Origin of the sequence: Sphingopyxis sp. (assembly GCF_035998905.1) — a bacterium.
Taxonomy (GTDB): Bacteria; Pseudomonadota; Alphaproteobacteria; order Sphingomonadales; family Sphingomonadaceae; genus Sphingopyxis.
The window spans coordinates 310,168-322,246 of record NZ_DASYHG010000024.1; the positions used below are offsets into that span (position 1 = coordinate 310,168).

Consider the following 12,079-nt stretch of genomic DNA (forward strand, 5'->3'; position numbering starts at 1 on the left):
GCTTTGGTTAGGCAGCAAAGGATTATTGAAGATGGGCGAATTTTTGAGTGTCGAGCGGCGGGGCAAGATCGCGATCCTGACGATGATCAAGCCCGAAAGCATGAATGCGATCGGCACCCACGGGGATTGTCAGGACATCATCGACACGCTGCGCACCCTTGGCGAAGACCGGAGTGTCAGCGCGATCATCCTGACCGGCAGCGGCAACGCGTTCAGCGCCGGCGGAAATTTGAAAGGCATGAAGGATCGCACGGGTATCGGTGTACTCGACCAGCCCGATTCCACACGGTCGAACTATCGCAAGGGGGTGCAAGCGGTGATCCGCGCGCTGATGGATTGCGAAATCCCGATGATCGCTGCGATCAACGGCCATGCGATCGGCCTCGGCGCCGACCTCGCCTGCACCTGCGACATCCGTATCGCGGCAGAGAGCGCGAAATTCGCGTGCAGCTTCGTCAAGGTCGGGATCGTCCCCGGCGACGGTGGGGCGTGGCTGCTCCAGAAAATCCTTGGCTATCCGCGTGCAGCCGAACTGTTCCTGACCGGTGACCGTTTTGACGCGGCGCAGGCAAAGGAATATGGTCTGGTCACGGAGGTCGTCCCCGACGCGGCCCTGCTGGACCGTGCCGTCGCGATTGCCGAACGGATCGTGTGCAATCCGCCGCGCGCGCTGCGACTGACCAAGCGATTGCTTCGCGAAGCGCAGCACAGCCGGATGAGCGACATATTGGAGCTCAGCGCCGCCTATCAGGCGATCGTGCACGAAACGGCCGACAATCGCGAGGCGATCGACGCCTTTATCGAGAAGCGCCCGCCGGTGTTTACGGGAGAATGACGATGATTGCCGAGCGTGTCCTGCCACTGGCCGGCGTTCACAATTTCCGCGATTATGGCGGCTATGCCGTCGACGGTAACGGGCGACTGCGCGACGGGATGCTGTGGCGTTCGGCGCATCATGAGGCGGCGACCGACGACGATCTCGATGCGCTCGATGCGCTGGGGCTCGAGACGGTGATCGACCTGCGCGGCGACGACGAGCGCGAGCTGCATCCGTGCCGCCGCTCGGACAATTTTTCGGCGCGCGTGCTGTTCGCGGGCGGCGTGACCGCGGGCCTCGCGCCGCACCTGCAGGCGGCGGGTGGGACGATCGACATCGACACCGCACGCGAGCGGATGATCGATACCTATGCCGGCATGCCCTATCGCCCGGCGCTCGTCGCAACGCTCCGGCTCTACCTCGCCGCGCTCGCCGAATATGACGCGCCGAGCCTGGTCCATTGCGTCGCGGGCAAGGACCGCACCGGCTTTGCGGTCGCGATCGTCCATCGGCTACTCGGCGTGCATGAGGACGATCTGATGCAGGATTATCTGCTCACCAACACCGCGGGCAAGATCGAGGAGCGGATCGCGCAGGGCGCGGCGCATATCCGCTCGCGATACGGCGCCGAAATTCACGACGATGCAATCCGTGCGCTGATGTCGGTCAACCCCGCCTATCTCGACGCGGCGCTCGCGACGGTGTGCCGCGACCATGGCGACATCCCGACCTATGCCGAAGCGGTGCTGAACTTCACCCCCGGCATGCGCGAAGCACTGGTCGACCGGCTGGTGGTGTAAGGGCCTATTGGCCCCGCACCAGCACCCCGCCCTTCACCACCGCATCCACGCTTTCGAGCTGGCGCACATCGGTCAGCGGGTTGCCGTCGACCGCGACGATGTCGGCATAGCGTCCGACCGCGATCGCGCCGACGTCCTTCTCGCGGCCGAGCGCCTCGGCGGCGTTCTTCGTCGCGGCCTGGATCGCCTGCAGCGGGGTCATGCCATATTCGACCATGACGCGGAACTGGCCGCCGACCTGCCCGTGCGGCATTACACCGGCGTCGGAACCGAATACCATACGCACCCCGGCCTTGACGGCTTTGCGGAAATTGTCGCGCTGGATCTGGGCAATCTCGCGGTCCTTGCGAAGGTTGTCCTCGAGCACGCCGTTCTTGGCGCCTTCGGCCTGCGTATATTCGGTGTTGTAGATATCCATCGAGAACCATACCGGCTGCTTGCGCGCCACCGCCATGCGGATGCCCTCGTCGTCGACGAGGCTGACATGCTCGATGGTATCTATTCCGGCCGCGATGGCGGCGCGGATGCCCGCCGCGCCGTGGGCGTGCGCAGCGACGCGCAGGCCCCATTGATGCGCCTCGTCGGCGATCGCGGCAAGTTCCCGTTCGGAGACTTGCAACTGGCCCGGTTCGGTGTTGCGCGAAAAGACGCCGCCCGTCGCGCAGACCTTGATCACCTCGGCGCCATATTTGCGCTGGCGGCGGACCTGGAAGCGCAGCTCATCGGGCGTGTCGCCGATCCCCTCTTCCTTGCCGTCCTTCTTTTCGAGGCTGGGCGGCAGGAAGGTGCTGTCGCAATGCCCGCCGGTCGCGCCGAGCGCATAGCCTGCGGGGACGATGCGCGGACCCGTCGCGTAGCCGGCGTCGATCGCCTGCTTGAGCCCGATGTCGTTGCGGTTGTCAGACCCGACGTTGCGCACCGTGGTGAAGCCCGCGCCTAGCATGTCGTTCGCATTTTTGACCGCGGTCATGCCCCAGAAACTGTCAGTGAATTCGAGCCCGCGATAGCCGCCGATGTCGGCGGGGCCATCGAGATGGACGTGCATGTCGATGAGGCCCGGGACGAGCGTCTTGTCGCCGAGGTCGACATGTTTGACGTTCGATCCCCAGCGCACCGTGCGCGCATCGGCGATGTTCGTGATGCGGCCGTCGGCGCCGACGAAGATGGCGGGAAACTCGACCGTCTTTCCGGTGAGGACGTCGATATAGCGCGCGGCGGTGATCACCGTCTGTCCGGGTGCTTCCTTCGCCTGCGCAGGGACGACCGACGCGATGAAAAACGCAGTCGAACCCAAAACGATTCCCCGCAGAAAACTGCCGAACTTCACTCGCGATTGCATGTCTGACCCGCCTGTTGTTGGTGCCCATGAACTGGATGGCAAAACAGGACTTATTAGGACAGCGGAAAATGCGTCAGGACATGGTCTTTTGTTTCGTGACCCACCATGCACCGAGCAGGGCGAAAGCCGTCCCCAGCATCGTGCCGCCCACTATGTCGCTTGCCCAATGGACACCGAGCATGATGCGCGAGAAGCCGTTGAGGAGAATCATCGCCGCCGCGAGCGCCCAGGCGAAGGAGCGCCAGCGCGGCGGCGCGAGCCAGGCGAGGAGCAGATAGACAACCGCCGCGCTCGTCGCATGGCCGCTGGGATAGGAAAAGCTCGTCTGATGGTCGAGGTGCTCGATCAGGTCGGGGCGCGCGCGGCCGAAGCCGAGTTTGAGCAGGCTCGACGCAAGGTTCGCGAGCAGCGATGCGCCGCCGAGCGCGACCGAACAGCGAGGTCCGCACCAATGCCAGACGAGCCCGCACAGTAGGATGACGATGATCCAGCGCGGCGTGCCGCCGCCGACCCAACTCGCCCATTGCATGAAGGCGATGAAGGCGGGGTCGCTTTCGTCGATGCGGAGCGAGAGGATGTGCGAGATTTGCCAGTCGGCGGCTGCTGTCCAGCCCGCGCCCACTGCGAAGCCCAGCAGGATCACCGCGACGATCAACGCGGCCGATACCCACAATAGCCGGGAGGTTCCCGTCATCCTTCGCCCACCGTCCGGTCGCGCCGCGCGTGGCGCCAGACGTCGAGATGGGCCGCAAAGCGTCGTAGCTGGTCGGTTCCGCCCTCGATATCATTGTCGATCAGCCGCATTTCGCGGGTTGCGTTACCGGCGCGATAGCGAAGGTAGAGACCGTGCCGCAATCGGGCGCCGAGCTTTGCCGATCCGGAAGCTTCCCCCGGCAGACGGTCGGCGCGATCGAAGATAGCGTCGGTGATCGCCTCGACCGGCACCGGATCGACCTCACCGCCATAGCTCGAATGAAGATGGAGGCGGCCGCCTTCGGTTCTTGCCGCCACCGCGCGCGTGGCCGCGCGCAAGCCGTGCCGCCCGGCGTAGAAAAGAGCCACACCCCCCGCGACGACCAGCAAGGGCATCTTGAAGGGCGCCAGCGGGTCCTTGCGCGGTGCCGGCGCCGGGAGTTCGACCCCGCCGGGCAGATATTGCGTTTCGGGCTGCGCCTCGCCCTCAGCATGCATCAGGCCTGCCACGGCAAAAGCGATCGCCGCCATTCCCAGAAAGAACAGCATCTTGATGATGCTGCCCGTTCTGGCGAAATGAAGGATCGAGGGATTCAAGCGGCGATGCCTCGACCCGCCCTAGATATGCAGCGGCCGCCCGAATGCCGCGAGCACGCCTTCGTGCATCGTTTCGCTCAGCGTCGGATGCGGGAAGACGGTGCCGATGAAATCATCCTCGACCAGTTCGGCGGTCTTGCCGATCGTATAGCCCTGGATAAGCTCGGTGACCTCGGCGCCGATCATGTGCGCGCCGAGCAGTTCACCCGTCTTCGCGTCAAACACGGTCTTGGTGAAGCCCTCGGCCTCGCCCAGCGCAATCGCCTTGCCGTTGCCGATAAAGGGGAAGGTGCCGGCCTTGACCTCGTAGCCGAGTTCCTTGGCCTTGGCCTCGGTCAGCCCCACGCTGGCGATCTGCGGGCGGCAATAGGTGCAGCCCGGAATGTTGCGCGGGTCCATCGCGTGCGGGTGATTGCCCGCGATCGCCTCGACCGAAATCACCGATTCATGCATCGCCTTGTGCGCGAGCCACGGCGGCGCGGTGACGTCGCCGATCGCCCAGATGCCGGGGACGTTGGTGCGGCACATCGCGTCGGTGTCGATATGGCCCTTGGTCGTCTTCACGCCTAGGGCTTCGAGCCCGATATTCTCGGTGTTCGGGACGATGCCGATCGCGACGATGGCGTGGCTGAACTGGGCGCTTTCCGTCTTGCCGTCCTTCGTCTTGATCTTCGCGGTGACGCCGGTGGCGGTCGCCTTCAGCTCCTCGACGCCGGCGCCGGTGAAGATCGTCATGCCCTGCTTCTTGAGCGCCTTTTCGAGGAAGGCCGACACGTCGGCATCCTCGACGGGGACGAGGCGGTCGAGCATCTCGACGACGGTCACATCGCACCCCATGTCCTTGTAGAAGCTCGCGAATTCGATCCCGATCGCACCCGATCCGATGACGAGCAATTTCTTCGGCATTTCGGGCGGGACGAGCGCGTGGCGGTAGGTCCAGATGCGCTTGCCGTCGGCTGGCGCGAACGGCAGGTCGCGCGCGCGCGCGCCGGTCGCGACGATGATATTCTTGGCGGTCAGGGTTTCGGTCCCCTTCTCGCCCTTCACTTCGAGCTTGCCCGGCGCGGTCAGCCTGCCCTCGCCCATATGGACGGTGATCTTGTGCTTCTTCATCAGGAAAGCGACGCCCTGACTGAGCTGCTTCGCGACGCCGCGGCTGCGCTTCACGACCGCGTCGATGTCGGCGCTGATCTGCTGCGCGATCAGGCCATAGTCGCCGGCATGTTGCATATAATGGTAGATTTCGGCCGAACGCAGCAGCGCCTTGGTCGGGATACAGCCCCAGTTGAGACAGATGCCGCCGAGATTCTCGCGCTCGACGATCGCGGTTTTCAGGCCCAATTGGGCCGCGCGGATCGCCGCGACATAGCCGCCGGGGCCCGAGCCGAGGACGATGAGGTCGTAGTTGGTGTCAGCCATGTTACGCCACCAGTCCGAGCGGGCTTTCGACAAGCTCCTTGAAGGTCTTCATGAGCAGCGCACCGTCGGCGCCGTCGATCGCGCGATGGTCGAAGCTGCCCGTCGCCGACATGACAGTCGCGATCGCCAGCGCGTCGTCGACCACATAGGGACGCTTTTCGCCCGCGCCGATCGCCATGATCATCGCCTGCGGCGGGTTGATCACCGCGGTGAACTGCTTGATCCCCATCATGCCCATGTTCGAGATCGAGGCGGTGCCGCCCTGATATTCGCTGGGCTGGAGCTTGCCTTCCTTCGCCTTCGCCGCGAGCTCGGACATTTCGGTCGAGATTTTCGACATCGACTTGCTGCCCGCGTCGACGATGATCGGGGTGATGAGGCCGCCCGGGATGCTGACCGCGACCGAGATGTCGGCGCGGCTGTATTTGCGCATCACATCGCCGCCGAAGCTGACGTTGCACGCGGGAACGCGTTCGAGCGCGACCGCGAGCGCCTTGATCAGCATGTCGTTGACGCTGAGCTTGACGCCGCGGCTTTCGAGGCTGGCGTTGAGTTCGCCGCGCAGCTTGAGCAGCGCGTCGAGGCGTATGTCGACGGTGAGGTAGATGTGCGGCGATTCCTGCATCGACTGGCTGAGGCGGCGCGCGATCGTCTTGCGCATGCCGCTGAGCTTTTCGTCCTCGTGCGGGATACCGAAATCGGGGATCGCGCCGGCGGCCGCCGGTGCGGGGGCGGCGGTTGGTGCGGCAGCAGGCGCTGCGGCCGCGGGCGCGACGGCAGCCGGTGCAACGGCGCCAGCGGCCGCGCCTTCGAGGTCGGCCTTGACGATCCGCCCGCCCGGGCCCGTGCCGGTCAGCGTCTTGAGATCGATGCCCTGCTCGGCGGCAAGGCGCTTCGCGAGGGGGCTTGCCTTGATGCGGTCGCCCGACGCGGTGGGCGCAGCAGCCGGTGCGGGAGCCGGAGTCGGCGCAGGGGCCGCGGCGGGGGCCGGTGCCGGGGTTTCGGCCTTGGCCTCCGCAGCAGGAGCAGGAGCCGGTGCGGGCGCAGCCTTGGCGCTCGACGCATCCTCACCCTCGCCCGCGATCACCGCGATCACGGTGCCGACCTTCACATTGTCGGTGCCTTCGGCGACGAGAATCTGGCTGACGACGCCTTCGTCGATCGCTTCGAACTCCATCGTCGCCTTGTCGGTCTCGATCTCGGCGAGCAAGTCGCCCGATTTGACCGTATCGCCTTCCTTCACCAGCCATTTGGCGAGGGTCCCCTCCTCCATCGTCGGTGAAAGGGCGGGCATTTTGAGTTCGATCGGCATCGTCGGATTTGTCCCTCTTGAACCTTGAAGGCGAGTCTTGCAGGCGCGGCCTGCCGCTACGGATTGTTCCCTCGCCTTAAGCCTTGCTTCGGTCAAGGTCCAGCGGGCCAAACTTGCGTTTCATACGAATGTGACGCAGTCTTGGCCCCAAGCAAAAACACGAGGGGTCGGGGCGATGCGGACATATCTGGTGGTGATCGACGACAGTCCGGAGGCGTCGCTGGCACTGCGTTTTGCGGCGCGGCGCGCGGCACGGACGGGCGGCGGCGTGATTATCCTTGCGATCATCCCGCCACAGGATTTTGTCGCGTTCGGCGGGGTCCAGGCGACGATCGAGGCCGAGGCGCGCGAACATGCCGAGGAACTGGTGGCGACCGCCGCCGATGCCGTGATGCAGGAGGGCGTCACCCCGCAGAACCTGATCAAGGCGGGCAAGCCCGCCGAAGTCGTGCGCGAAGTGATCGGCGCGAGCGACGAGATTGCGGCGCTGGTGCTCGCAACTGCGGCCTCGGGTGCGCCGGGACCGCTGGTTGCGCATTTCACCGGACAGGATGCGGGAACCCTCCCCTGTCCGGTGATGCTGGTGCCGGGCGGGATCGATATCTCCCGCCTCGACGCGCTGAGTTAGCGCGTCGCGTCAGACGACGAGGGTGCGCGGCACGCCGGCGTCTTTCCATTCGAGGATCGCGAAGAGAAGCACGGCGAAAGCCTGTGCGATAACCACCGCGATGCCGAGACCGGTCATCTGCTCGGCAAAAGTCGCGACGACCGCAAAACTCGCCGCCACCCAGCCGAGGTTTCCGAGCGCGATGAGCTTGACCAGCGCGGCGCTCGGCATGGCCTGCCGCGCCGCAACGACCATCAGGAGCGCGGCGGCGAGGCAAATCCAGCCTCCGATGGCGACGACGTTTGCGGGCAGGCCGAGCAGCGCGCCAACGGGGGCGGCGGCGAGCAGGCCGATAGCAAAGACACCCGTGCAGGTGATGGCATCGGCGATGAGGATGTTCTTGAGATTGAGGATCGACATGTTGGTTCTCCTTTCGACCCGCCCCAATTGAACCCGAAAAGGAATGCCGTCGATTACGCCTGAGGTAATGGAAAAACCGAAAGCCGGGGTATAGCTCGCGTTACGAAGGAGAATGACGATGAAACCCGCATCGCTTGGCGAACAGCTCCGCGAATGGCGCGTCCGGCGCCGGATGAGCCAGATGGACCTCGCGCTCGACAGCGAGATTTCGACGCGGCACCTGAGCTTTATCGAAACCGGCCGTTCGCGGCCGAGCGCGGCGATGTTGCAGCGGATCGCCGACTGCCTCGAGGTTCCGCATCGCGCGCGCAACGCACTGCTGCTCGCGGGCGGCTATGCCCCCGACTATCAGGAGCGACCGCTCGACAGCGCCGAAATGGCCGGAATGAAAGCGATCGTCGAACATGTGCTCAAAGGGCACGAACCCTATCCCGCACTCGCGGTCGACCGGCACTGGAACATGGTCGCGGCGAACGCCGCGGTCGAAATCCTTGTCCGGCTGGCGGCGCCCGAACTGTTCGTGCCGCCGGTCAATGTGCTGCGGATCGCGCTGCACCCCGACGGACTCGCCCCGCATATCGTCAACCGCGGCGAGTGGCGCGCGCACCTGCTCGAACGGCTTGACCACCAGATCGACGCGAGTGCCGACGCCGGGCTGATCGCGCTGCGCGAAGAATTGGCCGGCTATCCTGCCGTCGCCGACGCGCACGACGGAAGCGAAGCGAACGGCATCGCGGTACCGCTGATCCTCGAGACGCCGATGGGGCAAATTCGCTTCGTTTCGACGGTGACGATCTTCGGGACGCCGGTCGATATCACTTTGTCCGAACTGGCGATCGAAGCATTTTTCCCGGCGGATGCCGAAAGCGCGGCCTTGTTGCAGGCGCTCGCAACGCAATAACCAACCTAGCGCCGCTTACCCTTGTGCTTGATGTTCGCGGGGCGGCCGCGTTTGCCGACCATATGCTTCCCGGCCTTGTCCTTCCCCATCGCCTTCCCTTTGACCCCGTCGCGGCGCGGCGGGCGGTTGCGGAAGCCGCCTTCGGGGGCGTCGGGCAGTTCGAAGCGCAGCGCGCCGCTGACCGGATTGGCATCCATCAGCCGGAGGTCCAGCCGCTGCCCGACGGTGTAGCTCACGCGGCCATGCTCGCTGTCGAGGCTGCGCGCGGCTTCGTCATAGAAGAAGCGTTCGCTGCCCAAGGTCGACACCGGCACCAGCCCGTCTCCACCAAGCCCGTCGACGGTGGCGAAGAAGCCGAAGGGCTGAACCCCGGTGATCCGCGCCGCGACAATCTCTCCGGCCTTGCTCGCAAGATAGGCCGCGACATAGCGGTCGACCGTCTCGCGCTCGGCCTCCATCGCGCGGCGTTCGAGCGCGCTGATCGCCTCGCCGATCCGCGACAGCCCTTTCGCGTCGGCCTCACCCAGCCCGGTGCGCGTCGGCAGGTCCTTGGGCTTTCCGGGTACCTCGAGCTTGTATGAATCGACCAGCGCGCGATGCACGATCAGGTCGGCGTAGCGGCGGATCGGCGAGGTGAAATGCGCATAGCTGCCGAGCGCAAGGCCGAAATGCCCGGCGTTGGCTGGACCATAATAGGCCTGCGTCTGGCTGCGCAGGATCGCCTGCATGATCTCGGGCAACCGGTCGTCTTCGGAAAAACCGTCGATCAGGCGGTTGAACACGGCGGGGGTAATCACCTGCCCCAGCGCAAAACTCTGCTCGAAGGTTTCAAGATAATCTTTCAGCCCAACGAGCTTTTCGCGGCTCGGCGGTTCGTGGATGCGGTACATCACGGGCGACTTCTTCGCCTCGAGCGCCTTCGCCGCCGCGACGTTCGCCGCGATCATATAATCCTCGATCAACCGCATCGAATCGAGCCGGTCGCGGACGCGGATTTCGGCGATGCTCCCCGCCTCGTCGAGGATCACCTGGCGTTCAGGAAGGTCGAGGTCGAGCGGGGCGCGGGCGGCGCGCGCCTTGGCGAGGAGCGCCCAGCAGGCCCACAGGTTCCGGAGCGTCGGGAGCACATCGGCGTCCCATTCGTCGCGCGGCGCGTCGGCGTCATAGGCCGCCTGCGCATGTTCATAGGCGATGTTGGCGCGAAGCCGCACCAGCGCGCGGTTGAAGCGCCATGACGTCACCTTGCCATGCTTGTCGATCACGAGATGGCACGCCATCGCCGCACGGTCCTGCCCCGCTTTCAGCGAACAAACGCCCGCCGACAGCGTTTCGGGAAGCATCGGGACAACTTGGTCGGGAAAATAGACGCTGTTGCCGCGCCGCCGCGCCTCGCGGTCGAGTTCGCCGTCGGGGCGGACATAATAGCTGACGTCGGCGATCGCGACGATCGCGCGGAAACCGCCCTTGTTGCCCGGCTCGTCGTCGGGGACCACCCAGACGGCATCGTCATGGTCGCGCGCGTCGATCGGGTCGATCGCAACGATCGGCACATCGCGCAGATCCTCGCGCCCGTCGGCGGTAAGCGGCAGTTTCGCCGCCTTTTCGGCCTCGGCAAGCGTTTCGGCGCCAAAGACATGCGGGATTTCGTGTCGCGCGATCGCGATCATGCTCAGCGATTTGGGCGCGAACGGGTCGCCGATGCGGTCGACGACCTTCGCCTTGATCGCGGGTCCCCGTCCCGTCAGCTCCGCACGCACAAGATCGCCGATATCGGCGCTACCCTTGTCGGCGACGGCAAAGTCATAGCGCGCGCGCTTGTCGGCGGGGCGCAGCCAGATCATCGGCTTGCCGCCGGGGCCCATATCTTCGACGAGAACCCCGATCACCATCTCGGCGCTCGCCGCGAGGCGCTTCATCGGGTGCGCGACATGGCCGTTGCCGCGCTCCTCGGTGCGCGCGAGGATACGGTCGCCGACGCCGAGTGCACCTTTTCGGCCCTGCTCCATCACGCGCAGCCGCGGTGCGGGTCCGGCGGCTTCCCAGCGTTCGGGCACCGCCCAGACATTACTCCCCTCGATCGCCGCGACGCGCAGCACGGTGACGCGCGGTAGTCCGCCATGTTTGTGGAACGCGCGGCCGGGGGCAAGGTCGACCAGCCCCTCGTCGGTCATGTCCTTGAGCAGCGCCTTCAGCGCGATCTTGTCGTTGCCGTGGAGCGCGAAATGCTTCGCGATCTCGCGTTTACCGACCGCGTCCTTGCTCTCTTCGATGAAGCGAAGGATCTGCTGGGGCGTCGGCAATCCGGTGTGTTGTTTGCGGGCCATCACCCGCGGATAGGGGGTAACGGGCGGCCCGTCACCCCCATCCGGATCAATAGGGCGAAATGTCGATGACCTGACCCGAAGGGCTTGCCTTACAGGTCGAGCGGTAATGGCCGGTCGCCATCGTGAACTCATAGTTGCCGCCGCCCGTGGTGCGCTGGCTGACCGCGACGCTGCTACCCCAGGGAGCGTTCTGATATTGATCGGCGCGGCGTTCGCATGCTGCGCGGGCCGCATCGGGCCCACCGCGCGCATAATTGCGATTTGCCATACGGCGGTTCGATGCTTCCTGTTCGCCCGCCATGAAACCGTCGTGATAACCCTCGCTGTCGTTGCGATCATATTGGGCGCCGTAGAGACCGTCGTTATAGCCGCGCGAATAGTCACCATCATGATTAGCGTCGCCATGGTCGCCATGCTTCTTCTTATGGCTGGCGAGCGCAGCGATCAGGCCGACGGCGGCGATCGCACCGACCGCTGCGGCGGCATCGCCGCCACCGCCATGGCCGCAACTGCTCGAATCGGCCTTGTTGACGCTGGCATAGCGTCCGTTGGAAACGACCACGCTGACGCAGGTGTTCGTGCCGCGGTTCCACCAATATTGAGCACCCCCGCTGGTCTTCGCCATCTCGTAGCCACGCGATTCCATAGCGGTTTCCGCCCCTGCTGCGCGGGCGCCGACGAGGTCGGAGACGTCCGACGGCGGCTTCGCGGCGGCAGGGCCAATGCTTGCCACAAGCATTGCTGCGATGATCGTCGAACCGGCAATTTGTCTCTTCATGACCTTTTCCCCTGTCAAAACGCCTGGAATAGAGATGCGCCCCACCGCGGCCGGGTGCATCGCCCGTGCCTT

Annotated in this window: 12 protein-coding genes; 4 read left to right on the forward strand and 8 right to left on the reverse strand. The window is 65.3% G+C overall.

Features of this window, described 5'->3' with window-relative positions:
• The first annotated feature begins 31 nt into the window (after nucleotides 1-31).
• Nucleotides 32-835, forward strand: a complete 804-nt coding sequence (locus VGN62_RS14020; RefSeq protein WP_327454883.1) for a crotonase/enoyl-CoA hydratase family protein — start codon at nucleotides 32-34, stop codon at nucleotides 833-835.
• Between the two features lie 2 nt (nucleotides 836-837).
• The gene (locus tag VGN62_RS14025) at nucleotides 838-1,617 is read left to right on the forward strand and encodes a tyrosine-protein phosphatase (protein ID WP_327454886.1); all 780 of its coding nucleotides are present in this window, start codon (nucleotides 838-840) and stop codon (nucleotides 1,615-1,617) included.
• Nucleotides 1,618-1,621: 4 nt separating this feature from the next.
• Here VGN62_RS14025 and VGN62_RS14030 read toward each other — a convergent pair whose 3' ends face one another.
• From VGN62_RS14030 to VGN62_RS14050, 5 genes are all read right to left on the reverse strand, one after another.
• Nucleotides 1,622-2,956, reverse strand: a complete 1,335-nt coding sequence (locus VGN62_RS14030; RefSeq protein WP_327454888.1) for a metal-dependent hydrolase family protein — start codon at nucleotides 2,954-2,956, stop codon at nucleotides 1,622-1,624.
• Between the two features lie 73 nt (nucleotides 2,957-3,029).
• Nucleotides 3,030-3,650 (reverse strand): phosphatase PAP2 family protein, encoded by a 621-nt coding sequence (locus VGN62_RS14035; RefSeq protein ID WP_327454890.1) that lies wholly within the window; start codon nucleotides 3,648-3,650, stop codon nucleotides 3,030-3,032.
• Complete coding sequence (locus VGN62_RS14040) at nucleotides 3,647-4,246, reverse strand: hypothetical protein (RefSeq protein ID WP_327454892.1); 600 nt, start codon at nucleotides 4,244-4,246, stop codon at nucleotides 3,647-3,649. Before VGN62_RS14040 ends, VGN62_RS14035 begins: the two co-directional genes overlap by 4 nt.
• Nucleotides 4,247-4,267: 21 nt before the next feature.
• Nucleotides 4,268-5,665 carry a dihydrolipoyl dehydrogenase gene (lpdA, locus tag VGN62_RS14045; protein ID WP_327454894.1) on the reverse strand — a complete coding sequence of 466 codons (1,398 nt, stop codon included), beginning with the start codon at nucleotides 5,663-5,665 and terminating at the stop codon, nucleotides 4,268-4,270.
• Between the two features lies 1 nt (nucleotide 5,666).
• Nucleotides 5,667-6,977 (reverse strand): pyruvate dehydrogenase complex dihydrolipoamide acetyltransferase, encoded by a 1,311-nt coding sequence (locus VGN62_RS14050; protein ID WP_327454896.1) that lies wholly within the window; start codon nucleotides 6,975-6,977, stop codon nucleotides 5,667-5,669.
• A 175-nt stretch (nucleotides 6,978-7,152) separates the two neighbouring features.
• Between VGN62_RS14050 and VGN62_RS14055 the strand changes: the two genes are divergently transcribed.
• Nucleotides 7,153-7,605 (forward strand): universal stress protein, encoded by a 453-nt coding sequence (locus VGN62_RS14055; RefSeq protein ID WP_327454899.1) that lies wholly within the window; start codon nucleotides 7,153-7,155, stop codon nucleotides 7,603-7,605.
• 9 nt (nucleotides 7,606-7,614) lie between these two features.
• On the opposite strand, the gene VGN62_RS14060 is transcribed toward VGN62_RS14055, so the two are convergent.
• A complete protein-coding gene (locus VGN62_RS14060; protein ID WP_327454901.1) occupies nucleotides 7,615-8,004 on the reverse strand; it encodes a hypothetical protein in 390 nt (129 codons plus the stop codon).
• A 118-nt stretch (nucleotides 8,005-8,122) separates the two neighbouring features.
• Between VGN62_RS14060 and VGN62_RS14065 the strand changes: the two genes are divergently transcribed.
• Entirely contained in the window at nucleotides 8,123-8,905 is a 783-nt protein-coding gene (locus VGN62_RS14065; RefSeq protein WP_327454903.1) for a helix-turn-helix transcriptional regulator, read from the forward strand.
• A gap of 5 nt (nucleotides 8,906-8,910) precedes the next feature.
• On the opposite strand, the gene VGN62_RS14070 is transcribed toward VGN62_RS14065, so the two are convergent.
• Entirely contained in the window at nucleotides 8,911-11,229 is a 2,319-nt protein-coding gene (locus tag VGN62_RS14070; protein ID WP_327454905.1) for a VacB/RNase II family 3'-5' exoribonuclease, read from the reverse strand.
• A gap of 46 nt (nucleotides 11,230-11,275) precedes the next feature.
• Nucleotides 11,276-12,007: a hypothetical protein gene (locus VGN62_RS14075; RefSeq protein ID WP_327454907.1), complete on the reverse strand. Its 732-nt coding sequence runs from the start codon at nucleotides 12,005-12,007 to the stop codon at nucleotides 11,276-11,278.
• Nucleotides 12,008-12,079: the final 72 nt, after the last annotated feature.